The organism is Phenylobacterium sp. (assembly GCF_041913825.1).
Taxonomy (GTDB): Bacteria; Pseudomonadota; Alphaproteobacteria; order Caulobacterales; family Caulobacteraceae; genus Phenylobacterium.
In genome coordinates this window covers 65,016-88,981 of sequence record NZ_JAYSEO010000003.1, presented here as the reverse complement: position 1 = coordinate 88,981, position 23,966 = coordinate 65,016, and the positions used below count along the sequence as shown (strand labels likewise).

Annotated in this window: 17 protein-coding genes; 6 read left to right on the top strand and 11 right to left on the bottom strand. The window is 70.3% G+C overall.

What is annotated here, in order from left to right; translation table 11 throughout:
* Positions 1-48 precede the first annotated feature (48 nt).
* The 5 genes from kduD to ACE3Q8_RS02980 form a co-directional block, all read right to left on the bottom strand.
* Complete coding sequence (gene kduD / locus ACE3Q8_RS03000; RefSeq protein ID WP_374468753.1) at positions 49-807, bottom strand: 2-dehydro-3-deoxy-D-gluconate 5-dehydrogenase KduD; 759 nt, start codon at positions 805-807, stop codon at positions 49-51.
* Between the two features lie 11 nt (positions 808-818).
* Entirely contained in the window at positions 819-1,664 is an 846-nt protein-coding gene (kduI, locus tag ACE3Q8_RS02995; protein WP_374468752.1) for a 5-dehydro-4-deoxy-D-glucuronate isomerase, read from the bottom strand.
* A gap of 81 nt (positions 1,665-1,745) precedes the next feature.
* Entirely contained in the window at positions 1,746-1,919 is a 174-nt protein-coding gene (locus tag ACE3Q8_RS02990; RefSeq protein ID WP_374468751.1) for a hypothetical protein, read from the bottom strand.
* Between the two features lie 85 nt (positions 1,920-2,004).
* Complete coding sequence (locus ACE3Q8_RS02985) at positions 2,005-3,306, bottom strand: spinster family MFS transporter (protein ID WP_374468750.1); 1,302 nt, start codon at positions 3,304-3,306, stop codon at positions 2,005-2,007.
* A gap of 114 nt (positions 3,307-3,420) precedes the next feature.
* Positions 3,421-4,923, bottom strand: a complete 1,503-nt coding sequence (locus ACE3Q8_RS02980) for a carboxylesterase/lipase family protein (protein ID WP_374468749.1) — start codon at positions 4,921-4,923, stop codon at positions 3,421-3,423.
* A 179-nt stretch (positions 4,924-5,102) separates the two neighbouring features.
* Between ACE3Q8_RS02980 and ACE3Q8_RS02975 the strand changes: the two genes are divergently transcribed.
* The 3 genes from ACE3Q8_RS02975 to ACE3Q8_RS02965 are packed head-to-tail and all read left to right on the top strand — an operon-like array spanning position 5,103 to position 9,368.
* Positions 5,103-7,070, top strand: a complete 1,968-nt coding sequence (locus ACE3Q8_RS02975) for a TonB-dependent receptor plug domain-containing protein (RefSeq protein WP_374468748.1) — start codon at positions 5,103-5,105, stop codon at positions 7,068-7,070.
* Position 7,071: 1 nt separating this feature from the next.
* The gene (locus tag ACE3Q8_RS02970; RefSeq protein WP_374468747.1) at positions 7,072-7,593 is read left to right on the top strand and encodes a YfiR family protein; all 522 of its coding nucleotides are present in this window, start codon (positions 7,072-7,074) and stop codon (positions 7,591-7,593) included.
* A complete protein-coding gene (locus ACE3Q8_RS02965) occupies positions 7,590-9,368 on the top strand; it encodes a response regulator (RefSeq protein WP_374468746.1) in 1,779 nt (592 codons plus the stop codon). Before ACE3Q8_RS02970 ends, ACE3Q8_RS02965 begins: the two co-directional genes overlap by 4 nt.
* Here ACE3Q8_RS02965 and ACE3Q8_RS02960 read toward each other — a convergent pair.
* From ACE3Q8_RS02960 to ACE3Q8_RS02945, 4 genes are read right to left on the bottom strand one after another with little or no spacing between them, the layout of a single operon-like run.
* Positions 9,358-11,805 carry a response regulator gene (locus ACE3Q8_RS02960; RefSeq protein ID WP_374468745.1) on the bottom strand — a complete coding sequence of 816 codons (2,448 nt, stop codon included), beginning with the start codon at positions 11,803-11,805 and terminating at the stop codon, positions 9,358-9,360. The genes ACE3Q8_RS02965 and ACE3Q8_RS02960 overlap by 11 nt on opposite strands.
* On the bottom strand, positions 11,798-12,250 hold the full coding sequence (locus tag ACE3Q8_RS02955) for a response regulator (protein ID WP_374468744.1): 453 nt from the start codon (positions 12,248-12,250) through the stop codon (positions 11,798-11,800). The genes ACE3Q8_RS02960 and ACE3Q8_RS02955 overlap by 8 nt, the downstream gene beginning before the upstream one ends.
* Positions 12,243-14,492: an ATP-binding protein gene (locus ACE3Q8_RS02950; RefSeq protein WP_374468743.1), complete on the bottom strand. Its 2,250-nt coding sequence runs from the start codon at positions 14,490-14,492 to the stop codon at positions 12,243-12,245. The genes ACE3Q8_RS02955 and ACE3Q8_RS02950 overlap by 8 nt, the downstream gene beginning before the upstream one ends.
* Positions 14,489-15,028, bottom strand: coding sequence for a biliverdin-producing heme oxygenase (locus tag ACE3Q8_RS02945; RefSeq protein WP_374468882.1), 540 nt, complete (start codon positions 15,026-15,028; stop codon positions 14,489-14,491). The genes ACE3Q8_RS02950 and ACE3Q8_RS02945 overlap by 4 nt, the downstream gene beginning before the upstream one ends.
* A gap of 432 nt (positions 15,029-15,460) precedes the next feature.
* Here ACE3Q8_RS02945 and ACE3Q8_RS02940 point away from each other — a divergent pair, with 432 nt between their 5' ends.
* From ACE3Q8_RS02940 to cysN, 3 genes are all read left to right on the top strand, one after another.
* Positions 15,461-17,476, top strand: coding sequence for a family 1 glycosylhydrolase (locus ACE3Q8_RS02940; protein WP_374468742.1), 2,016 nt, complete (start codon positions 15,461-15,463; stop codon positions 17,474-17,476).
* Positions 17,477-17,638: 162 nt separating this feature from the next.
* Positions 17,639-18,598 carry a sulfate adenylyltransferase subunit CysD gene (gene cysD, locus ACE3Q8_RS02935; protein WP_374468741.1) on the top strand — a complete coding sequence of 320 codons (960 nt, stop codon included), beginning with the start codon at positions 17,639-17,641 and terminating at the stop codon, positions 18,596-18,598.
* Positions 18,598-20,502 carry a sulfate adenylyltransferase subunit CysN gene (gene cysN, locus ACE3Q8_RS02930; RefSeq protein WP_374468740.1) on the top strand — a complete coding sequence of 635 codons (1,905 nt, stop codon included), beginning with the start codon at positions 18,598-18,600 and terminating at the stop codon, positions 20,500-20,502. Before cysD ends, cysN begins: the two co-directional genes overlap by 1 nt.
* A 156-nt stretch (positions 20,503-20,658) precedes the next feature.
* Here the strand turns inward: cysN and ACE3Q8_RS02925 are convergent, their stop codons facing one another.
* A complete protein-coding gene (locus ACE3Q8_RS02925; protein WP_374468739.1) occupies positions 20,659-20,784 on the bottom strand; it encodes a hypothetical protein in 126 nt (41 codons plus the stop codon).
* Between the two features lie 63 nt (positions 20,785-20,847).
* The gene (locus tag ACE3Q8_RS02920) at positions 20,848-23,883 is read right to left on the bottom strand and encodes a TonB-dependent receptor plug domain-containing protein (RefSeq protein WP_374468738.1); all 3,036 of its coding nucleotides are present in this window, start codon (positions 23,881-23,883) and stop codon (positions 20,848-20,850) included.
* Positions 23,884-23,966: the final 83 nt, after the last annotated feature.

Here is a 23,966-nt window from a genome sequence, read left to right as displayed (position 1 = left end):
ACCGCCTACCGGCTGCCCCCCTCGCTCAAGCGAGAAAGGGCCGCCAGCTCACCGGGCCAGCCAGCCGCCGTCCACCGGCACCACCGCCCCGTGCATGTAGTCGGCCGCGGCGCTCGCCAGGAACACGGCCGCCCCGCCCAGGTCCTCCGGGCGGCCCCAGCGTCCCGCCGGGATGCGTGCCAGGATGTCCTTGTTGCGGCTCTCGTCGGCGCGCAGCGCCTCGGTGTTGTTGGTGGCGAAATAGCCGGGCGCGATGGCGTTGACGTTGATCCCCCTGCCGGCCCATTCGTTGGCCAGCAGCTTGGTGAGCCCCGCGATGCCGCTCTTCGAGGCGGTGTAGGACGCCACCCGGATGCCGCCCTGGAAGCTCAGCATCGAGGCGATGTTGATGATCTTCCCGTAGCCGCGCTCGAGCATCACCCGGGCGCAGGCCTGGCTGAGGAAGAAGGCCGACTTCAGGTTCACGTCCATCACCGCGTCCCAGTCGGCCTCGGTGAAGTCGATCGCGTCGGCGCGGCGGATGATCCCGGCGTTGTTCACCAGGATGTCGAGCCCGCCCAGGCCGTCCACCGTCTCCTTGACGATCCGTTCCACCGGCTCGGTGGAGCCGAGGTCGGCCGAGATCCCGAGGAACCGGCGGCCGGTCGCCTCGACGGCGGCCTGGGTCTCGTCCATGGCCGAGCGGCCAACCGCCGCCACGTCCGCGCCGGCCTGCGCCAGCGCCACCGCGATGGCCTGGCCCAGGCCGGTGTTCGCCCCGGTGACCACCGCCACCTTGCCGGCCAGGCTGAAGAGTTCGGTGCTCATCTCGGCCGGGCCTACTTGAGCTGGCAGATGTCGAGGACGTTCATGTCCGTGTAGTCGAGGTTCTCCCCGCCCATGGCCCAGATGAAGCCGTAGGCGCTGGTGCCCGCGCCCATGTGGATCGACCACGGCGGCGAGATCACCGCCTCGTTGTTGCTCATCACCACATGGCGCATGGAGTCCGGCTCGCCCATGAAGTGGAAAACCCGATTGTCGCCCTCGAGCCCGAAGTAGAAGTAGATCTCCGAGCGGCGGTCGTGCAGGTGCGGCGGCATGGTGTTCCACACGCTGCCCGGCTTCAGGATCGTCACCCCCAGCAGCAGTTGCGCCGACTTGCACACGCCCGGGATGATGTACTGGTAGATGGTCCGCTCGTTCGACTGCTCGGGCGTGCCGCGCTCCAGCGGATTGGCCTTGTCGATGGAGATGTGCTGGGCTTCCAGCCGCACGTGGCACGGCAGGGAGACCAGGTAGAACAGGGCCGGCGCGCCGGCGTCCGCGCTCTCGAAGGTGACCGTCTCCGAGCCCATGGGCACGTAGAGGCCGTCGCGGGGCGCGAGCTCGTAGGCCTGGCCATCCACGCTGATGCGGCCGGCGCCGCCGACGTTCACCACGCCTAGCTCGCGGCGCTCCAGGAACGGGTGACCCTTGGCCGATTCCGGCTCGCTCTGCACCGGCAGCGTCAGCGGCGCCGTCGTGGGGGCCGCGCCGCCGATCACGAAGCGCTCGTTGTGCGAATAGTTGAGGCTGATGCGGCCCGGCTGGAAGAGCCCGCCGACCAAGTAGCGGTCGCGCAGCGTCTCGTTGTCCACCCCGGCCATCATGTCCGGATGTGTCGCGTGATAGACCTTGTCGAACATCGGCTCACTCCCTTGCGGAGAGCTTGGTAACCGGTGTCATAGGTCGCCGCAATGCCCGGTGGGCCGTTTTCGGCCCGCCGTTCAGCGCTTGCTTGGAGCCTTCCGGCTGTACACGCGCGGCGGGTTCACCGCCGCCGGCAACGAGCTCTCCGGCCGCTGCCAGCGCCACTCGTAGGGGCGCAGCCACACCCAGCCGCCCTCGCTCAGGCGCCGCGGCGCCAGCGCATAGCTGCGGATCCACGGCGTCTCACTCACGTCACTCACAGTTGAACCCGACTCGAAAACATGACCCTCGCCGGCAACATAACCCGCCCGGCGCCAGCGCGCTGCGTCCCTGAAGTCACAGGTTGTGGGCGAGCCGCTTGTCCCTGTTGATCGAGGCGGCCGCGGCGAGGTGGCAGCCGATGGTGATGACGATGATCGGCACCAGCGCGAGGAAGCCCACGGCCAGCGACTGGTCGCCGTACTGCGGCTTCGCCCAGTCCGAGATCCGGCCGACATAGACGGGCCCGACGCCCAGGCCGACCAGGTTCAGCACGAACAGCAGCACCGCGCCCGAGATCGTCCGTCGGGCAGGCGGCACGGCGTTCTGGACCACCGTCAGCGCCGGGGCGAGATACATGTTGTTCAGCAGCGCCGGGATGGCGATGAACACCAGGGCGAGCTGCCAGGTGGGCGCCCAGACGATCCCGAACCAGAACGGGATGGTGATGGCGAAGGCGATGGCCGGCACCCAGGCGAACCAGCGCCGGTCCTTGCGTCCGAGCCGGTCCACCAGCCAGCCGGCCGCGAAGGTGCCGATCATGCCGGTGATCCCCAGCACCAGCGAGTAGTAGTTTGCCACCTCCACCAGGGTCATGCCCTTCACCCGGATCAGGAACGGCGCATTCCAGTTCAGGGCGGCGTAGCCGACGAAGGCGCTCATGGCGCTGGAGATCGCCGTGAGGATCAGGGTCGGCTGGCGGAAGAAGCCGCCGATGGCCTGGAACATGGGCGGCGCCGCTTCGTGGGTCTGGCCGTCCGCCAGCGCGTCGAAGGCGCCGCGCTTCGGCTCACGGATCACCAGCAGCAGGACGAGCGCCATGACGAGGCCGGGCACGCCCATGGCGAAGAAGGCGGTTCGCCAGCCGTAGGCCTCGGCGATCCGGCCGGCCGCGAAGGCGCCGATCATCGACCCGGCCGGGACGCCGAGCGAATAGATGGCCAGCGCCGTGCCTCGCTTCTCGGGCGGGAAGTAGTCGCTGATCAGCGAGTAGGAGGGCGGCGAGCCGCCCGCCTCCCCCACGCCCACGCCCATGCGGTAGAGGGCGAGCTGCAGGAAGTTCGTCGCCGTGCCGCAAAGCGCGGTGAACAGGCTCCAGAGCGCGCACGCCGCGGAGATGATCCAGACGCGCCGCGCCCGGTCGGCCAGCCAGGCCACCGGCAGCCCGAACGTGGTGTAGAACGCGGCGAAGGCGAGACCGCCCAGCATGCCGAGTTGGGTGTCGCTGAGGCCGAGGTCCTTGCGGATCGGCTCGGCCAGGATGGCGACGATCTGCCGGTCGAGGAAGTTCAGCGTGTAGACGACCGCCAGGATCCAGACGACGAGATAGCTGTAGGCCATGCTGGGCTTGCGGCCCGCAGGCGCGGCGGCGGCGGTCATGCGCGGTGTTCCCCTGGTGCGGCGCGGGCCAGTGGTCTGGCTTCGAAGCGCCGGTATGCGTTCCTTTGAAAACCTGTGTGGCACGGGCGCTTGGCGGGGCCAAGGCCCCTGCCCTCAGCGCTTGGCCAAGCTGGTTTCCACCCAGTCGAGCCGGCCGGCCAGGTGGCGCTCGCGCACCTGCACGCCCTCATCGCCGAACTCGAGGGTGGTCTCCTTCGGGGCGAAGCGCGGCCAGGACGTACCGCCGGCGTGGCCGGGGTCGCCCTTGCGGGCGAAGGCGGCCCAGTAGGCGTTCATCGCCTTCGACAGCGGCACGTCCTCGGGCGCGAACTTCTGCTTCGCGCCGCCGAACACGTACTTGATCTCGGCGGTGTGCGCTGCGCCAAGCGAGGTCGCCCGCTCGGCCGGGGTCACATAGGAGAAGTGGTACAGCCACACCGGAGCCCCGGCCTTGGCGTGCAGCCGGGCGAGGTTGCGGTCGGGCTCGGTGATGAACTGGGCGGTGGCCAGCCGGTGGACGATCCGGTTGCGATCGCCCGTCCCCTCGGGGTCGAAGGCCGCCATCAGCGAAGGCCGCGCGGCCTCCGGCACGAGGTCGAGCTGTGCGGGCTGTGGCCGGAAGAGGCTGGCCTCGTTGGAGTTGCCGCCCAGGACCAGCGGGATCTTGGCCTGTCGCCCCGCGGCGAAGCCTTCGGCAAGGCCGGACTGGATGATCGCCCCGTCGAGAATCGGCCCCGGCCGGCCAGGGGCGGTCAGCGGCCCGCTCACCGGCAGGGCGGTCAGCGGCAGCCGGCGCAGCGCTGCGGCCGCTTCGGCGCCGTCGCCCGTGACCCCGGCTTTTTCGGCGAGTTGCACCGCGGTCGCCTCGGCCACCGCGAGCGGGACCGGCTGGTGGCGGCCGAAGCCCGATTCGGAGATTGCCTTGTGGAACAGCCCGCGCGCGTCCGGCGCCAGCATGAGGTAGAGGACCGAGATCGCCCCACCCGACTCGCCGAAGATGGTCACGTTCTTCGGGTCGCCGCCGAAGGCATGGATGTTCGCCTGCACCCACTTCAGGGCCGCGATCTGGTCCATGAGCCCGTAGTTGCCGGTGGGCCCCTCGCGGCGAAGGGCGGGGTGCGAGAACCAGCCGGCCCGGCCCAGGCGGTAGTTCAGGGTCACCGTGACCACGCCCTGGCGGGCGAACTCCGCCCCGTCGTGCTCGGCCCCAAAGGCGCCGATGCTGTTGCCCATGACGAAAGCGCCGCCGTGGATCCACACCATGACCGGCAGCTTGGCCCCCGGCCGGGCGTTCGCGGGACGGGTCACGTTCAGGAACAGGCAGTCCTCGGACTGGGTGCAGTTGGCGCCCGGCCGGGTGGCGTCGCGGGTCTCCCGCCAGGTGGGCGCCGCGGCCGGCGGCCGCCAGCGCAGGTCGCCCACCGGCGCGGCGGCGTAGGGAATGCCCAGGAAGGTCGCCGCGCCGTCGGCGAGGGCGCCGCGGACCGGCCCCTGCGCGAGCTTCGCAACCGGCCCTCCGGCCCCAACCGCGGCAGGCGCGGTCTGGGCCTGACCGGTCGTGGCGGCGGTGAGCAGGCCGAGCGACAGCACGGCGGCCAAGGCGCGTTTGACGAGCATGTTTCCCCTCGAGGTCGCCCCCGGTCTGACGCCGGAGCATACCCATTGTTCTACATAAACCGATGCCCCGTAAAGCCGCGGTTTCCGTTAGGTCCCGCAACGGGACTTACCTTCCGGAATGGTTGTGCTAATCCACGCCCAGAGCCGGGGGGCTTGCGACGCGGCGCCTAAGGGGGGCCATGAAGAAGTCTCAGCGGGGAGCATTCCGCTCCATCCGGCTCTCGTGCGGCTCTGCGGCCGTGGCCGCGCTCGCCATGGCCTGGACAGGCCAGGCTCACGCGCAGGACGGCAGCTTCCTGCTGGCCGACGCCGCCCCTACCGCCCGGGCGCTCGGCGAGCTCTCCATCGACGAACTGTCGCAGATCAGCATCACCTCGGTGTCGAAGCGGCCGGAGGCGATCAGCCACGCCGCCTCCTCCGTCTATGTCATCACCAACGATGCGATCCGCCAGTCGGGCGCCCTGACGATTCCCGAGACCCTGCGTCTGGCGCCGAATCTCGAGGTCATGCGCATCGACGCCCTCGACTATTCCATCAGCGCCCGCGGCTTCGCCGGCTTCGAGTCGGCCAACAAGCTGCTCGTGCTGATGGACGGGCGCAGCGTCTACACCCCCCTCTTCTCGGGCGTGGACTGGGACCAGCACCACGCCCTGCTGGAGGACATCGACCGGATCGAGGTAATCAGCGGCCCGGGCGGCACGCTATGGGGCGCGAACGCGGTCAACGGCGTGGTCAACATCACCTCGCGGAGCGCCTTCGACACCCAAGGCGGCCTGGCCGTGGCGAACCTCGGGACGCTCGATAGCGACGTGCGCCTGCGCTACGGGGCCCAGCTCGGCGGCTCCGGCGCGGGCCGGATCTACGGCACGGCGTTCAAGCGCGGCGACCTGGAGACCGCCACCGGGGCCAGCGCCAACGACGGCTGGGACGGATGGCAGGCCGGCTTCCGCACCGACTGGGCGCTGGGGGCCAACAGCCTCACCCTGCAGGGCGACCTGCAGGACGCCGAGATCGACCAGAGCCTGGGCTTCGACGCGGGCTTCGTTCGCGGTGGCAACGTGCTCGGCCGCTGGACCCGCCGGTTCTCGACAGCCGGGACCCTGGAGGTCCAGGCCTACTACGATACGATCAAGCGGGAGGCCCGCGGGATCCACGACGAGTTGCGGGTCTGGGACATCGAGGCCCAGCACGCCTTCACCCTCGGCCGGCGGCATTCCGTGGTCTGGGGCGGCGGCTACCGAATCACGAAGGACGAATTCCGCACCCTCGCCGAGCCGCAGCTTCTCTCGCCTCCCGGGCGGCGCGTCGACATCGGCAACGTCTTCATCCAGGACGAGGTGGCGCTGCGCCCCGACCTGCTGCTGACCCTCGGCCTCAAGCTCGAGACCAACGACTACACCAAGAGCGAGTGGATCCCGAACGCCCGGCTGGGCTGGCGCATCTCGGACCGGCAGTTCGTCTGGGGCGCCGTCTCGCGGGCCATCCGCAATCCGTCGCGTATCGAACGGGATTTCGCCATCGCCGGGCTCGTGGAGCCCGGGCTGATGGGGTCCGAGAAGCTCGTCGCCTACGAGCTCGGCTACCGCGGCCGCATCACCGATGCGGCCAATCTCTCGGTGACCGCCTACTTCCACGATTACGACGAGCTCAGGACCAACGAGTTCATCCCCGGCCGCCTGCCCGCGCCGATCTTCGTGGGCAACACCATGGAGGGGCAGACCTGGGGCCTGGAGGCCTGGGGCGACGCGCAGCTCGCGGACTGGTGGCGCGTCAGCCTGGGCGGCTCGATCCTGCGGAAGGATTTCGAGCTGAAGCCGGGCAGCCGCGACGTCGCCGGCTTCGAGGCCGCCGGCGCGGACCCGGGCTGGTGGGCCAAGGCGCGCTCGCACATGCGTTTGTCGGACCGGCTGACCCTCGACCTGGGCCTGCGCGTGATCGACGACATCCCGCGACTGGCGGCCTCAGGCTACGTGGGCGCCTCGGGCTACGCTGAGGCCAGTGTGCGGGTCGCCTGGCAAGTGACCGACTCTCTCGAGCTCTCGGCGACCGGGCTTGACCTGCTGCACGACCGCCACGCCGAGGCGAGCGAGACCCGGCGCAGCGATGTCCCGCGCAGCGCCTTCGTCACCCTGCGCTGGACACCCTGACTTGGTCTCGGCGCGGCGAGCCCTGCATCTGACCGCCGCCGCGCTCGGCGCGGCCGGCGGCCTGCTGTCGGCCGCCGCGGCCAGCGCGCAGCCGCTGGAGTACGCCGTCAAGGCCGCCTTCCTCACCAAGTTCGCGGCCTTCGTGACCTGGCCGCCCGGCGCGTCCGGGGGCCCGGTGCGCGTCTGCGTTGTCGGCGAGGATCCGTTCGGGGCGGCGCTCGAGAGCGCAGCTCCCGGCCAGGTCAGCGTGCGGCGGATGCCGGTGGTCGACCGCAGCTCCGGCTGCCAGGTGCTCTACGCGTCCGGCTCCGCCCGCCAGACCGTCCCCCAGGCGCTGGCCGCCGTCCGCGGCGCCCCAGTCCTCACCGTCACCGACGCCGCTCGCGGCGGCGCGCGCGGCATGATCCACTTCGTCATCTTCCAGGACCGCGTCCGCTTCCACGTGGACGCCACCCAGGCCTCGCAGAGCGGCCTCGCCATCAGCTCCAAGCTGATGGCGCTCGGCCTGTCGGTGAAGCGATGAAGCTGCGCGGGCCAGACCTCTCCGACCGGCGGCAGCTCAACCTCGCCTGGGTGGGCGCCGTGGCCCTGCTCGCGCTCGGCTTGATCCTCGGCGCGCGGGCCGAGTCGGCCTACCGCGCCCAGGCGGCGCGCGCCGCCGGCGTTCAGGCCGAGATCCTGGCCGCCAGCGTCACCGCTGCGCTGGCCTTCGACGACCGCCCCACCATGCGCGAGTACGTGGACGCGTTGCGGGCCAACCGCCGCATCGCCGCGGCCGGCGTCTATGACGTGGAGGGCCGCGCCCTGGTCACCTACGCGCGGCCGCCAGCCGCCCCGCCGCCCGGCGTGCTCGGCCCGCCGGGCGCCGCCTACCGCAACGGCGCGGTGGAGGTCAGCGTGCCGGTCTCCGAACAGGGGGTGGCCCTGGGCGCCGTCTACCTGCGCACCGCCCGCGAACCGTTCGGCGATTTCCTGGGCCGCCACAGCGCGCTCGCCCTGCTCAGCGTCATGGCCTTCCTGATGCTGGGGGTCATCACCCGCGCCGCGGCCCAGCTCCAGCGCCGGGCGGGCGAGCTCGCCGACGCTAACCAGCGGCTCACGATCGAGATGCGCGAGCGCGCCCGGGCCGAGGAGGCGCTGCGCCAGAGCCAGAAGATGGAGGCGCTGGGCCAGCTCACCGGCGGCATCGCCCACGACTTCAACAACCTGCTTCAGGTTGTCCAGGGCGCCTTCGAGCTGATCCGCCGCAAGCCGGGCGAAACGGCCCGCGTGCAGGCCTGGGCCGAGAACGGCCTGCAGGCGGCCGAGCGCGGCGCCAGCCTCACCCGGCAGCTCCTCGCCTTCTCCCGGGCGCAGAAGCTGGAGCTCCGCCCCTTCGTGGTGGCCGAGCTGATCGACGAGATGCGGGAGCTGATCACCCGTAGCCTCGGGTCGGAGATCGACCTCGTGTTCGACCTCGACGAGAGCGGCGCGGCCGTGCTCTCCGACCGCACCCAGCTCGAACTGGCGGTGCTGAACCTCGCCATCAACGCCCGCGACGCCATGCCGGATGGGGGGCGCCTGACGATCGCCACCCGCACGGTGGAGATTGGCCCCGGCGATCCGGTCCTGCCGGCCGACACCTATGTGGAGCTCAGCGTCTCCGACACCGGCGCCGGCATGGCGCCCGAGGTCGCCGAGCGGGCGTTCGATCCGTTCTTCACCACCAAGGGCGTGGGCAAGGGCACCGGCCTCGGCCTATCGCAGGTTTACGGCGTCGCGCGCCAGGCCGGCGGAGCCGCCCAGATCGAGAGCGCCCCCGGCCGGGGAACCACCGTAAGGCTGCTCCTGCGCCGCTCGGCCATGGCGGAGGACGCCGCGAGCGCCGCGCCCACCGCCCCCGGCACGGTTTTCGCTCCGGCCGGCGGCGCCACCGTGCTGGTGGTCGACGACGACGCCGACGTGCGGAACCTTGTGCGCGACACCCTTGAGCTGCTGGGCTACCGGGTGCTGACCGCCGACGGCGGCGTCGCGGCGCTCGAGCTGCTGGACACCACCCGCCCCGACCTCGTGCTGATGGACTTCGCCATGCCCGGCATGAACGGCGCCGAGGCGGCGGGCCTGGCCCGCCAGAAATGGTCCGGCCTGCCGATCGTCTTCGCCAGCGGCTACGCCGACACGGCCGCGGTCGAGAACGCGCTGGGCGGCCAGGCGGTGATCCTGCGCAAGCCGTTCGAGATGGACGAACTCGCCACCGTCGTCGCCGACGCCCTGGGCTCGCCCAGCCGCGGCCCCGCCCCGGCCGTTCCTAGCGCCTGAGCGGCACCACCTTGCCCCCCTCGGTCGGCTGGCCGAGCGCCAGCGCCACCTTGCGGGCCAACTCATCGTCGCGGAACGGCTTCTGAATGATGCGGTCCTCGCCCACGTCGCGGAGCGCCTTCAGGTCGGCGTAGCCGGTGATGAACAGCACCGGCAGGCCGGGCCGCATCTCCACCGCCGCGCGGGCCGCCTCCACCCCGTTCATGCCAGGCATGGCGTAGTCGGCGAGCAGGATGTCGATCCGCTGCGGGGTGCGCAGGATGTCCAGCGCCGCCCCGCCGCTGCCGGCCTCCAGCACGGAGTAGCCGAGCTCCTGCAGCATGGCCGCGGTGATCTCGCGCACCGCGCTGTCGTCGTCCATGACGAGCACGGTGCGGGTAGCGGCGTTGACCGACTGGGCCGCCTGCGGGCGGGCCTCCACGTCCGGCCGGGCCGCGCCGGCCGCGCGGGGAAGGAAGACCTTCACGGTCGTCCCCTCGCCCAGCTTGGTCTCGATCCGCACGCCTCCGCCGGACTGCTTGGCGAAGCCGTACACCTGGGCGAGCCCCAGGCCCGAGCCCTTGCCCACCTCCTTGGTGGTGAAGAACGGCTCGAACGCCTTGGCCAGCACCTCCGGCGTCATGCCGGGCCCGGTGTCGGACACTGAGAGCATCACGTACTCGCCCGGCGGCGGCTCCTCGGGCCGTGTGGGCTGCTCGGTCAGGCTGACATTGGCGGTCTCGACCGTCAGTCCCCCGCCGACCTCCATCGCGTCGCGGGCGTTGATCGCCAGGTTCAGGATGATCAGCTCGATCTGCGTCGGGTCCACCAGCGCCGGCCACAGGCCCTGCTTCAGCACCGACTCGAGCCGAACGCTGCCGCCCATGGTCGACTGCAGCAGGTCGCGCATCCCGGCCACCGTCTCGTTCAGGTCGACCGGCTTGGGCTCGAGCTTCTGGCGCCGCGAGAAGGCGAGCATCTGGGCGGTCAGCTTGGCCCCGCGCTCGGCGGCCGTGCGCATGTGGCTGACGCGGTCGGCGATGGGGCCGTTCACGCCCTGCTTGGCCAGCGCCTTCTCCACGAAGCCGATATTGCCCAGGATGACGGTCAGCAGGTTGTTGAAGTCGTGCGCGACGCCCGAGGTGAGCTGGCCGACGGCTTCCAGGCGCTGCATCTGGCGGAGCGTAGCCTCGACCCGCTCGCGTTCCTCGATCTGGGCGGCCAGCTCGCGGTTCCGCTCGGCCAGGGCCACGGCCGCCGCCTTCTCGGCGGTGACGTCGCGGCCGACCGCGTAGAACACCTCCCCCTCCGGCACCGCCGTCCAGGAGACCCAGCGCCACTCGCCGTCAGACTGCCGCAGACGGTTCTCGAAGCGGTCGACCACCTCGCCGGCCGCCAGCTTGGCCACCACCACGGCGGTCTCGACGCCGTCGTCGGGATGGATCAGCAGGTTGATGTTGCTGCCTACCAGGGTCTCGGGCGGATAGCCCAGCATGGCTTCCCAGGCGGGGTTGACCCGCACCAGCCGCCCGTCGATCCGCGCGACCGCGAACAGGTCGCGGCTGAGCTGCCAGATCCGGTCGCGCTCGGCCGTACGCTCGGCCACCTGCTGCTCCAGGTCGCCGGTCAGGCGGCGCAGCGCCTCCTGCGCCTGCCGCTCCTCGGTGATGTCGCGGACGATGCCGACGAGGCGTGTGCAGAGACGGCTCTCGAACTGCGCCTGCCCGCGGGTCGCGATCCAGCGCTCCACGCCGTTCGGCGCCACGCTCCGGAACTCGTCCGCGAAGGCGCCGCTGCTCTCGGGATCCCAGGTGGTCGCCCTGGCGATTCCGGCGGCCAGCCGGTCCCGGTCGTCGGGATGCAGCCCGCGGTAGAAGGTGTCGAGCGTCACCTCGGCCATCGGCGGCAGGCCGAACAGCGCCTTGCACCGCTCGTCCCACTCGAGTGCGCCGGTGCGCGGGTCGAGGTCCCACAGGCCGAGCTCCGCGCCCTCGATCGCCAGCCGCGCGCGCATCTCGCTGCGCGACAGCGCCAGCTCGGCGTCCCTCCGCTCGCGCCGCTCGCGCGCCTGCTCCAGCGCCCGCTCGACGGCGGTCGCCAGGCGGGTGAGGTTGCGCTTCATGACGTAGTCGGTGGCGCCGCGCTTCAGGGCGTTGGTGGCGAACTCCTCGCCGACCACCCCCGACACGAAGATGAACGGGACGTCCGGCTGCAGGGCGCGCGCGATGTTCAGGGCCGAGAGGCCGTCGAAGTCCGGGAGCGAGTAGTCCGCGAGGATCACCTCGCAGCCGCCGTTGTCCAGGGCGGTCACGAACTCCCGGCGGTTCACCACCCGCTTCAGGCTGAACGGGAGCTCCGCCTTCGTCAGGTGCGCGGCCAGCAGCTCGGCGTCGATCTCGCTGTCCTCCAGGAGGAGGATGCAGATCTCGCGCCCCGGGCCCCGGACAGCGTCAGGCATCGACCGTGCTCCTCGGCGGAGGCTCGTTGAGGATCGCCCAGAACATGCCGAGATCCTGGATCGCCTCGAAGAAGGCGTTGAAGTCGACCGGCTTCACCACGAAGGCGTTCACGCCAAGCTCGTAGCTCTTCACCAGGTCGCGCTCCTCCCGCGAGGAGGTCAGCATCACCACCGGAATCTGCCGCCGCTGGCTGTCGCTCTTCACCTTCTCCAGCACCTCGAGCCCGTCCACCTTGGGCAGCTTGAGGTCCAGCAGCACCACCGCCGGGTCGCCGGGCGAGCGCTCGGCGTGCTCCCCACGGGCGTAGAGGTAGTCCAGCGCCTCGGCGCCGTCGCGCGCGACCACGATGTCGTTGGCGAGCTGGCACTTGGCCAGCGCGGCCAGGGTGAGCTCCAGGTCCCTGGGGTTGTCTTCCACCAGCAGGATCGGCCTCAGGTCAGCCACGCGGGATATCTCCTTGTCGCGCACTCTCGCGCTTGGGCAATGTGAAGGTGAAGCTGGCGCCCTGGCCGACCGTGCTGGAAGCGGTGATGGCGCCCCCGTGGCGCTCGACGATGCGCTTGCAGAGCGCCAGGCCGATGCCGGTGCCCTCGAATTCCTCGCTGCGGTGCAGCCGCTGGAATACCCCGAACAGCTTGTGGGCGTAGGCCATGTCGAAGCCGACGCCGTTGTCGCGCACGGTGTAGGCGGTGGAGAGCCCGCGGTCCTCGCCGCTGACGGTGATCTCGCTGCGCTCGCGCGGCGCCGAGTACTTCAACGCGTTCTGGATCAGGTTCTGCAGCACCTGGCGGATCATCGCCCCGTCCCCCCACGCCCGGGGCAGGTCGCCGACCGTCCACTCCACCCGCCGGCCGTCGAGGTCGGGCTCCAGCGTGCGGCGGACCTCCGCCACCAGCTTGTTCATGTCCACCCGGTCCTTGGACAGGCTCATCCGCCCGAGCTGCGAGAAGTTCAGCAGATCGTCCACCAGCCGCCCAGCCGACAGCGCCGCGTCCTGGATGCTCTGCAGGTAGTGCGCCGACTTGCCGTCCAGGTCCGAGAGGCGGTCGGAAAGCAGCTCGGCATAGCCCACGATGTGCCGGAACGGCGCGCGCAGGTCGTGGGAGATGGAGTAGGAGAAGCTCTCCAGCTCCTTGTTGATCGCCTCGAGGCGTGTGGTCAGCTCCGCCCGCTCCTCCGCCCGGCGCAGCACCACGTTCTGGATGGCGCTGCGGAAGCCACGGGCGCTCTCGATCTCGGACTCCGTCCACGGCAGGCTGCGCAGCCGCACCTGCTCCCGCCACATCTCGAACGACTTGCGCGGGTGGAGCCGGTCGGTCCCGGGCTCCACGGGCTTCCGCGGATCGCCGCCCCAGTCGATGGTCCGCACCACCTCCGGCCGGAACCAAATGATGTAGTCGTCGTGGAGCTGAGAGATGGAGACGGCCAGGAGCCCGCTCGCCGTCGCCGCATAGCTCTCGGCCTGCGGCAGGGTCTCGGCGATCGAGTCCAGGCTGACCACCTCTTTTCCCTCGCCCGCGAGGAGATGGGTCAGCCGACGGATCTCGTCCACCGACGGCGTGGCGCCCGCAGTCTTCACGCGGCCCTCGCGCACCACGGCTGCGCCGGCGGCGTTGGTCAGCCCGAGCCACAGCCGGGCGTTGTCCAGCAGGCCGATCTCGAAATTCTGCGCCACGGCGAGGCGCGACAGCAGCTCGTTTTCCACCTGCTTCAGCGCCAGGCGCTCGGTCGTGCGATCGGCCTGCTCCCGGGCCTCGATCTGCAGCGACACGACCTGCCCCAGGATATCGCAGGCCGTGCGGACCTGCGCGTTCACCTGCCGGGGCGCTCGGCTGTGGCCGGAGATCAGGCCCCAGAGCCGGCCCTCGACCAGGATGGAGACGGACATGGACGAGCCGGTGCCCATGTTGCGCATGTATTCCAGGTGCACGGGCGAGACGCTGCGCAGGGCCGCCTGCGACAGGTCCAGGGGCTGGCCGTCTACCGGGCTCAGAGGCGGCTCGATGGGCGACGGGGTGTAGTCGGCGTTGGCGATCAGCCGGATACGGTTCTGCTGGTAGAGGGCGCGCGCCTGGGCCGGGATGTCCGACGCCGGGAAACGCTGGCCCAGGTACGAGGGCAGCACCCCGTCGCCGTGCTCGGCCAGCACCGTGCCGTCGCCCTGCTCGTCGAAGGAATAGAGCATCACTCGGTTGAAGCCGGTCAGCGCCTTCACCTCCCGCACCGCCGCCTGGGCGATGGCGGGCACGTCGTCAGCCTGGGTGATGGCGTCCAGGAACCGCCGCAGGCGCGGGTAGAGGCCTTCCAGGGTCTCGGCCTCGGACCGTGGCGGGTCCTCGAACTCCAGCACGACGCCCTGCGGCGTCAGGTGGCCGAAGACCTGCAGGGGCGACGCGCCCAGGGTTACAGTGCGCAGCAGCAGCGGGTCGTCGCCGCCCAGCCAGCGGCGCAGCTCGCCCACCAGGGGGATCGCATCGGCGACGTCGCTCAGCGACTGGCCGTCGGCGAGGTCGAGGCCGGAGACCTCCTTGAGGTTGGCGCTGGCCTGCAGCCGCCGCAGGGTGTCAGGCTCCACCACCAGCAGTCCGCCATGCGGCTGAATTCCGCCCGGGATCCGGATCGGCTCGGCCGCGCAGGCGTCCAAGTCCAGCTCGGCCGGAGCCGCGGGCGTCATGGTCTCGCTCATGCCGCTACCCAGTCCTGCAGCAGTCGGAACGTGCGGCGCGCGCCCTCCGTGGCCGCCCGGTCGTCGGCGTCCTGGGCCGAGAGCCAGGCGCGGAAGCCACGCCACATCTCGCCGGTCCGCGGTCCGTAGGGATTGAAGTAGGTCAGTCCGCCGCTCGGCAGCCAGCCGGCGCCGGCCAACTCGCGGGCGATCACCTGCCCGCCCAGTGTCGATCCCTCCAGCACGTAGAGCGAGCCCAGCGCCGCGGCGTCGTCGCTCACCAGCCGCTCCGCCTCGCGGCAGAGCGGCAGCCGCGACACCTCACCGGTGGTGCGCCCGAGCGCTGCCAAGTCCCGCCGCAGATGCGGCAGCCGGCTGCGCGGGGCGTGGAAGGCGGCGTATCGCGAACGGCGTCGGATGGCGGTCTCCCACACGGCATGAAACCCGTGGAAACGCTCCAACACGGCGAGGAACCGCTGTCTGTCGGATGGGCGACTTAGCAGGGCAAGTTTGTCTTCGAGGTCCCGGTGCGCGTCCGACGTCTGGAGTCGCAGCATCGTGGCCAGGTCGGCGGTCGGGGGCGTCACGCTACTATCCTGGACACGGTACATCGCGGGCGGAACACTCTCTGCTCAGCCCCGCCCGACCGTTCAAAAGGAACATGAAACCCGACGCGAGGGCAAGCGCCCGCGCCGGCGTCCCGCGCGCCGGCCGGTGTCCTGAAGCTCCAACGCCCCGAAACCACACGGGTTCAAGCGTGGCCGAAGAAAAGCGCCGCCGGCCCGGCCACGCCCGTGCGGCCGCTCATCATTGGCTAAACTCCGGAACGGCCCCTCCGGCCCGACCCTTATCCGGCCCGCCTTGAACGGCAGCGTGTCAGCCGGCCGAAGCGCCGGCGTCGGTAGACGAGGTGGCTTGTGGGTCTGGAACTCTGGGGCGGGCATGAGTGCACCGTCAACCGCGTCCGAAATCGGTATCTGGATCAGACGGTGCTATCGGGACACCAGGACAGGCCATCCGACCTGCAGTTGTTCGCCGAGCTTGGGCTCAAGGCGCTCCGCTATCCGGTGCTGTGGGAGAAGGTCTCCCCCGACGGGAACCACAAGCGGGATTTCGCCTGGTCCGACCACCGGCTCAACGAGATCGCCCGCCTCGGAATGCGCCCGATCGTCGGCCTCTGCCACCACGGCAGTGGGCCCAAGCATACGAGCCTGATCGACGACGAGGGCTTCGCCACGGGCCTGGCCGACCACGCCCGCGCCACCGCTCAGCGCTATCCGTGGGTGCGCGATTGGACGCCGGTGAACGAACCGCTGACCACCGCTCGGTTCAGCGCCCTCTACGGCATCTGGTATCCGCACACACGCAACGAGGGCGCCTTCTGGCGGGCGCTGCTGAACGAGATCGACGCCACCCGGCTGTCCATGCGCGAGATCCGCCGGGTGAACCCCCAGGCACGCCTCGTGCAGACCGAGGACATGGGCTTCTGCCACGCCACCCCGCCCATGCAGGCCCAGGCGGACTACGAGAACGAGCGCCGCTGGATGACGTGGGACCTGCTGTGCGGCATGGTCACGCCGGACCACCCGCTCTGGGACCGGCTCTGCGGCTGGGGGCTGGAGGACCGGCTCCGCGCGATCGCCGACGACCCCTGCCCGCCCGACATCCTGGGTCTCAACCACTACCTGTCCAGCGAGCGCCTGCTGGACGACCGGATCGAACTCTACCCCGACGCCCTGCGCGGGGGCGACGGCCCGGGCGCCTACGTCAACATCGAGGCTGTCCGCACCGTGGCGAAGGGCCAGATCGGCATCGGCACGATCCTCGACCAGACCTGGAAGCGCTACGGCCGGACCATCGCCATAACCGAGTGCCACAACGGCTGCACCCGCGAGGAGCAGATGCGCTGGTTCGACGAGGTCTGGCGCGCCGCCGAGGCGGTCCGCGCCGATGGCGTGGACCTCGTCGCCGTCACCACCTGGGGCCTTCTGGGCTCCTACGACTGGAACCGGCTGCTGGCCGAGGAGGCCGGCTTCTACGAGGCCGGCGTGTTCGACCTCAGCCAGGGCGAGCCCCGGCCGACCGCCATGGTGCAGCTCCTCAAGGAGCTCGCCGCGGGTCGGCGGCCCAGCGCGCCGTCCATCAAGGGCCTGGGCTGGTGGCGCCGTGACGACCGCTTCTTCGACCAGGTGATCGATCTGGAACGGCCGTGCGAGGCGCGGCCTCTGCCGGCCACCGACACCGAGGCCGCCCGGCCGCTGATGATCGTCGGCGCCCGCTGCGCACGCCGCGACGCGCTCGTCCAGGCCTGCGAGCACCGACACCTCGCCCATGTGGTCCTGGACGCCCGCGCCTGCGAGCACGAGGCGCTGGCGGAGTGCTTCGACGCCGAGATGGCCGAGACGAACGCCTGGGCCGTGGTCAACCTCGCCCCGCTGCTCGACGCCGAGCTCGCTCGGCTGGCCGAGCGCCGCGGTCTCGCCTTCGTCTCCTGGCGGCTGGGCGCCCCCTGCGCCGAGCCCCGCCCCGGCAAGGCCCTGACGCTCGGCGCGGATGAGCTGATGACCCGGCACGACCTGCAGGAGTTCGCAGACCAGGTGCTGGAGAGCCTGAGGGCCGGTCAGCCATTTCGGGCCGCTTCGAACCGCATCGCCCCGGGGGTCTACCTGCCGGACGCCGCCAACACCCTGCTCGACCTGCTGATCGACGGCGCGCGGGGCTCGCTCCACCTCGCGGCCGCTCCCAGCGCCTCCTGGGCGGAACTGGCATCCTTCATCGGCAAGGAGGCGGGCTTCGACGGCTTCCTCGTGGAGCCGGTTTCGGTGCCGCGGATCGGCGCCCAGCGGGCGGCGCCGTCGCCGTACGAGGGTCCCAGCCGGGTCATGCCCACCCTCCACAGCGCCGCCTCGCGCGTCGTCGCCGGCTGGAAGCTGATCACCGCCGGCCGCAACAGTTGCCCCGTGGAGGCGGAGGACGACCCGGCCATCCGCCACGCGGCGGAGTAGGCCTCCAGCCGCCAGCCGCCCGCGATTGCTGCACGCGCCCGCAGATTTCCTGCGGGCGCGTCGCCTTGCGACCGCTGTTCGCCTTCTCTAGATCACCGTTGAGGGCCACCCCCGCCCGCCACCCGGCGCGCGGAGATTTTCTGGTTGCTGTAAGGTCCGCTCATGGACGCCCGTCACGCGCCCGCCCCCTTCACGGAACCCCGCGATAGCCGCTTGCCCGCCTCGACCCTCACCCACCTGCAGCGCCTGGAAGCCGAGAGCATCCACATCATGCGCGAGGTCGTCGCCGAGGCCGAGCGGCCGGTGATGCTCTATTCGATCGGCAAGGACTCGGCCGTGATGCTGCACCTCGCGGCGAAGGCCTTCTATCCGTCGAAGCCGCCCTTCCCGCTGCTGCACGTGGACACCACCTGGAAGTTCCAGGCGATGTACGAGATGCGCGAGCGCATGGCCCGCGAGCTCGGCTTCGAGCTCATCGTGCACAAGAACCCCGATGCGCTTGCCCGCGGCATCAACCCCTTCGACCACGGCAGCGCGCTGCACACGGACCTCTGGAAGACCGAGGGGCTGAAACAGGCCCTCGACAAGTACGGCTTCGACGCGGCCTTCGGCGGCGCCCGACGCGACGAGGAGAAGTCCCGCGCCAAGGAGCGGATCTTCTCGTTCCGCTCGGCCCAGCACCGCTGGGACCCTAAGAACCAGCGGCCCGAACTCTGGCGGCTCTACAACACCCGCAAGAACCCGGGCGAGAGCATCCGCGTCTTCCCGATCTCCAACTGGACCGAGCTGGACATCTGGCAATACATCCACCTGGAGAACATTCCCATCGTCCCCCTCTACTTCTCCGAGGAGCGCCCCGTGGTGGAGCGCGACGGGACGCTGATCATGGTGGACGACGACCGTTTCCGCCTGAACCCCGGCGAGACCCCGCAGATGAAGTCGGTGCGCTTCCGCACGCTCGGGTGCTACCCGCTCACCGGGGCGGTCGAGAGCACCGCCACCACCCTTCCTGAGATCATCCAGGAGATGCTGCTCACCACCACGAGCGAGCGTCAGGGCCGCAAGATCGACCACGACCAGGCCGCCTCCATGGAGAAGAAGAAGCAGGAGGGCTATTTCTGATGGCCCACCAGTCCGCCCTGATCGCCGAGGACATCGAGGCCTACCTCGAGTCCCACGAGAAGAAGTCCCTGCTCCGCTTCCTCACCTGCGGCTCGGTGGACGACGGCAAGTCGACCCTGATCGGTCGTCTGCTCTACGACTCCAAGATGATCTTCGAGGACCAGCTCGCCGCCCTCGAAGCCGACTCCCGCCGCGTGGGGACCCAGGGAGGCGAGATCGACTTCGCCCTCCTCGTGGACGGCCTCGCCGCCGAGCGCGAGCAGGGCATCACCATCGACGTGGCCTACCGCTTCTTCTCCACGGACAAGCGCAAGTTCATCGTCGCCGACACCCCCGGCCACGAGCAGTACACCCGCAACATGGTGACCGGCGCCTCCACGGCGGACGCGGCCATCATCCTGATCGACGCGCGCAAGGGCGTGCTCACCCAGACGCGCCGACACAGCTTCCTCGTCAGCCTGCTCGGTATCCGCCACGTGGTGCTGGCGATCAACAAGATGGACCTGGTCGACTGGCGCCAGGAGCGCTTCGACGCCATCGTGGCCGACTACCGCGCGTTCGCCGACCAGATCGGCCTGAAGGACTTCACCGCCATCCCGATGTCGGCGCTGAGGGGCGACAACATCACCGAACCCTCGACCAACACCCCCTGGTACGATGGCCCGCCGCTGATGCGCTGGCTGGAGGAGGCTCCGGTCGAGGACGACCTGCAGGAAAAGCCGTTCCGCATGCCGGTCCAGTGGGTGAACCGGCCCAACCTCGACTTCCGCGGCTTCTCGGGCCTGATCGCCTCGGGCGTCGTGAAGCCGGGCGACAAGGTCAAGACGCTGCCCTCGGGGCGCGAGAGCACCGTCTCCCGGATCGTCACCCTGCGCGGCGATCTCGACCGGGCCGTGGCGGGCCAGTCTGTGACGATCACCCTTGCCGACGAGATCGACGTGTCCCGGGGCGACGTGCTGGCCGCGGCCGGCGGCCCCCCGGCCGTGGCCGACCAGTTCGAGAGCACCATCGTCTGGTTCGACGACGAGCCGATGCTGCCGGGCCGGCCGTACCTGATGAAGCTCGGCGCCCGGACGGTCTCGGCCCAGGTCACCGAGCCCAAGTACAAGGTCAACGTGAACACGCTCGAGCACCTGGCGGCCACGCGCCTGGAGCTCAACGAGATCGGCGTCTGCAACCTCGCCCTCGACGCACCGATCGCCTTCGATCCCTACGCCGAGAACAAGGACCTCGGCGGCTTCATTCTCATCGACCGGATCTCGAACCGGACCGTGGGCGCCGGAATGCTGCATTTCGCGCTCCGCCGCAGCCAGAACATCCACTGGCAGGCGCTGGACGTGGACAAGGCCGCCCGCTCCGCCGCCAAGGGCCAGAAGGCGCGCGTCGTCTGGTTCACCGGCCTGTCGGGCGCGGGCAAGTCGACCATCGCCAACCTGCTGGAGAAGCGCCTCCATGCCGAGGGCCGCCATACCTACCTGCTGGATGGCGACAACGTCCGCCACGGGCTCAACAAGGATCTGGGCTTCACCGAGGAGGACCGGGTGGAGAACATCCGCCGGGTGGCCGAGGTGGCCAAGCTGATGGTCGACGCCGGCCTCGTGGTGCTGGTGAGCTTCATCTCGCCCTTCCGCGCCGAGCGCCAGATGGCGCGCGAGCTGCTGGAGGACCGCGAGTTCGTGGAGGTGTTCGTCGACACGCCGCTCGCCGAGGCCGAGAAGCGCGACGTGAAGGGCCTCTACAAGAAGGCCCGCGCCGGTCAGCTCAAGAACTTCACCGGCATCGACAGCCCCTACGAGCCGCCCGAGGCGCCCGAGATCCGCATCGACACCACCCGGCTCTCGCCCGAGGACGCCGCCCAGAGGATCTTCGACGTGCTGGAAGGCGGCTTCGACCCGGGCATCTGACGCACGCGCTTTTCTTGGCGGCGGCCCGGAACGGCTCCGCTCCGGATCTGTTTAGCGGGGGTCACGGCCAAGGTCGGACGAAGCCCTCGAGTCCGGGCCCGGCGGTTCAGCATTCCGACCGCCGGGCCCTTTCGACTCCGGCGACGCCGCAACCCGCTAGCCCGGGCCCCGCAGCAACATCGGCAGCACCTGCGCCAGGGCCAGCAGCCCCAGGATCACGATCAGCAGGCGACCCACCAGGCGGTTTCGCCGCTCGCGCTGCTCGTCCGGCGTCCGAGGCATGGTCTGGCCCTCCCTCAAGTCGACCGCCCTTTCCCGGCGTGCGGGAAAGGGCGGCGCTCGTCCTTAGAACGACTTGCGGACGTTCACGTACCAGTAGCGGCTGTAGGGCTGATAGAGCTCGCCGAAGTAGCCGTTCACCGCCAGCGGCGGCTTCTCGTCGGTGATGTTCCGGACGCCCACCCGCAGGCGCGTGTCGCCGGCCCACCCGTCCTCGAACTGGTACTGGGCGTACAGGTTCGCGGTGATCTGGCTGTCCACCACCCACGGCACGCCGGCCGCGTCGCGGATGCCGGTGTCCTCGACGTCGTCGATGAACTGGGTGAAGGCGCCCAGCGTGAACTGCTGGTAGCGCCAGGTGGCCGAAGCCGACCACTTCCACTCCGGACGGCCGTTCTGACGGATCAGGTCGCCGCCACCGGTGATCGTGGTGCCGGCGTTGATCGTGCCGGCGTCACGCGCCTCCAGCAGGGCCGCGATGTCCGCCGACGGCGAACGGTAGAACTTCATCAAATGGGCGGCGTTGAAGTTCACGTCGAAGTCGCCGAACCGGTCGGTGTTCAGGCTCCAGATCACCCCGATGTCGAGGCCCTCGGCCTCCTGCGGCAGGAGGTTCTGGTACTGGTCGTTCACGTAGAGCACCTGGCCAACGGCGGTCAGCCCGGTGTTGAGGAACAGCGCCGCCTCGTCCGCAGTCGGCGCGGCCCGCACGACGTTGGGGTTCGACCGGCCCTGAATACGCTCCAGGTAGTCGAGGATCAGGGCGTTGCCCTCGCCGAACAGGCCGACGATCCCCTTCTGCTTCACGTTCCAGTAGTCGACCGTGAAGGTGAAGTTACCGAACTCCGGCGGCACGAACTGGGGCTGGAAGACCACGCCCAGGCCGATCGTCTCGCTCTCCTCCGGCTTCAGGTCCGGGTTGCCCGCCCGGCGGGCCGTCGTCGCCTGCGAGCGCGAGCAGTTGGAGAAGCTGGTGATCCGCCCCGCACGAAGGTCCGCCTCGCAGCGGATCCAGTCAGTTCGGGTGTTGGAACGGGTGACGAGCGTGGCGTTCAGTTGCTCGAGGTTCGGGGCCTTGAAGCCCTGCGCCCAGGAGCCGCGGATCCGCAGGCCGTCGAAGATGTCCCACGCGCCGGCGATCTTCGGCTTGGCCACGTCGCCCACGTCCGAGAAGTCCTCGTAGCGGCCGGCGAGCTGGAACTCGAGGTTCCGCACGAAGGGCACGTTCATCTCCGGCGAGACCACCGGCACGGCGAACTCGATATAGGCCGAGGTCACCTCGCGCTTGCCCTTGGTGTCGGGCGACGGCGACGAGCCGATCAGATCGTTGCCGTAGAGGGTCCCCGTCACGGCGTCGCGGAACTGGATGGTGCCGTCGAGGCGCGGGTCGCGGTCGTCCTGCTGGGTCTCACGCCGCCATTCGACGCCGGCCGCGAAGCCGAGGTCGCCGCCCGGCAGGGCGAACAGGTCGGCCTTGGAGACCTTGAAGTCCGCCAGCGTCAGCGAGCTGGTGGAGATGCGGGTGGTCTTGATCCGGATCGCGTCGATCGCGGCCTGGCTGGACGGGGTGGCGTCGCCCACGCTGGGCCTGGCCGGATCGCCGCCGTTGAACGGGTTGTAAGCGTCCGGCGTGGACAGCGCGAGGCTCTGCTGCAGCAGGGTGGCGCTGATGCCGTCGGAGACGTCCTTGGCTTTGGCGTGGGAGTAGAGCAGCGCCCCTTCCCAGTTCAGGCCGAACTTCTCGCCGCGCAGGCCGGTCAGGAACCGGGTCTGGCTGAGGTTCACGTCCACCACGCTCGGTCCCACGTCCACGAAGTCGTAGCTGCGCAGGACCACCGCGAGGCCGCCGGCCGGCGCGCTGATGCCCGGGAGGCGGTTCGGGTTCGTCTGGCCGTTGGCGAAGACGGTCGGGCCAAACGGATTCCAGTAGTTCGACGCCGGGATCGTGATCGGCAGCGAGGTCAGTGTCGCGGTCGGCGCCTGCACGCTGCTGGTGACGGCGCTGTAGTAGCCCGCCTCCCCGAACAGCTCGACCTCGTCGGTGAGGTCCCAGTTGCCGCTCAGGAACAGGTTCAGCCGCTCCGTCTCCGGCATCACGGAGGTGTTGGAGCTGGTGGTGTCATAGCGCAGGTCACGGTCTTCGGCCGAGGTCGCGGGGGCTCCGTCGTCGAAGCAGTAGCCGCCCATCGTCACGCGGCAACCAGCGAAGGTCGTGGGTTGCGGGTGGAAGGCACCCGCCGCCGAGGTGATGCTGGTCGTGCCCTGGCGGACCGCCACGTTGCCGAGCGTCTGCAGCGACGCCCATGGCGAGGTGGTCACGCGGCCGTCCAGGCTGGCGGCGCCCTCGAAGCGGGTCCCGACGAACAGCGGCCGCTTGTCGGCCGAGGAGGTGTAGTCCTGGTCGAACGCACGCAGCGCCGACTTCTCGGCGTAGTTGACGAACAGGGTCAGGTTGCCCCGGTCCCAGTTCTTGCCGGCCAGAACGTTGATGTCGGTCTCGCGCAGGTGCGTGCCTTCGGCCTCGCCGTACTGCGCCTCGACCTGCAGGCCCTCGAAGTTGTCCTGCAGCACGGTGTTGACCACGCCGGCCACGGCGTCCGAGCCGTAGAGGGCGGCGGCGCCGTCACGCAGGACTTCCAGCCGCTTCAGACCCGCCACCGGGATGGCGTTGGTGTTGTAGGTCAGCACGGGAACGAGGTTCTCGTCCGCGCGGCTGGTCGGGTGGGCCACCACGCGGCGGCCGTTCAGCAGCACCAGGGTGTTGCCGACGCCCAGGTTGCGCAGGTTCACCGAGCCCACGTCGCCGCGGGCCGAGTTCGACGAGTTCGGCAGGTAGGACGAGTTGAAGCTCACGTCGCCCATCTGCGGAATCGAGCGGAACAGGTCATCGCCCGAGGTCGCGGCGGTGGCCTCGATGTCGTCGGCGCCGACCACCGTCACCGGCAGGGCCGCGGTCACCTTCGAGCCTTCGATCTGCGAGCCGACGACGACGATCTCGTCGACCTCGGCTTCCTGCGCGGCGGCGTGGCCGGCGGCGGCGGCGACGCCGCACAGGATGGTGGCGCCGAGCAGCGCGCTGCGGAACGATGTGGTTGGTCTCAAGTCTATCCCCTTCTCTGTGTCCGGTCGGCGCGGGGCCGGCTCCCCGGTCTCTCCGCGCCAGTCTTCAGGTTCTCAGGCCGCCT

What these genes read in the sequence shown, in the direction of transcription:
- kduD (WP_374468753.1), bottom strand. Translation starts at nt 807, where the DNA reads ATGAGCACCGAACTCTTCAGCCTGGCCGGCAAGGTGGCGGTGGTCACC.
- kduI (WP_374468752.1), bottom strand. Translation starts at nt 1,664, where the DNA reads ATGTTCGACAAGGTCTATCACGCGACACATCCGGACATGATGGCCGGG.
- ACE3Q8_RS02985 (WP_374468750.1), bottom strand. Translation starts at nt 3,306, where the DNA reads ATGACCGCCGCCGCCGCGCCTGCGGGCCGCAAGCCCAGCATGGCCTAC.
- ACE3Q8_RS02980 (WP_374468749.1), bottom strand. Translation starts at nt 4,923, where the DNA reads ATGCTCGTCAAACGCGCCTTGGCCGCCGTGCTGTCGCTCGGCCTGCTC.
- ACE3Q8_RS02975 (WP_374468748.1), top strand. Translation starts at nt 5,103, where the DNA reads ATGAAGAAGTCTCAGCGGGGAGCATTCCGCTCCATCCGGCTCTCGTGC.
- ACE3Q8_RS02965 (WP_374468746.1), top strand. Translation starts at nt 7,590, where the DNA reads ATGAAGCTGCGCGGGCCAGACCTCTCCGACCGGCGGCAGCTCAACCTC.
- ACE3Q8_RS02960 (WP_374468745.1), bottom strand. Translation starts at nt 11,805, where the DNA reads ATGCCTGACGCTGTCCGGGGCCCGGGGCGCGAGATCTGCATCCTCCTC.
- ACE3Q8_RS02950 (WP_374468743.1), bottom strand. Translation starts at nt 14,492, where the DNA reads ATGAGCGAGACCATGACGCCCGCGGCTCCGGCCGAGCTGGACTTGGAC.
- ACE3Q8_RS02945 (WP_374468882.1), bottom strand. Translation starts at nt 15,028, where the DNA reads ATGCTGCGACTCCAGACGTCGGACGCGCACCGGGACCTCGAAGACAAA.
- cysD (WP_374468741.1), top strand. Translation starts at nt 17,639, where the DNA reads ATGGACGCCCGTCACGCGCCCGCCCCCTTCACGGAACCCCGCGATAGC.
- cysN (WP_374468740.1), top strand. Translation starts at nt 18,598, where the DNA reads ATGGCCCACCAGTCCGCCCTGATCGCCGAGGACATCGAGGCCTACCTC.
- ACE3Q8_RS02925 (WP_374468739.1), bottom strand. Translation starts at nt 20,784, where the DNA reads ATGCCTCGGACGCCGGACGAGCAGCGCGAGCGGCGAAACCGCCTGGTG.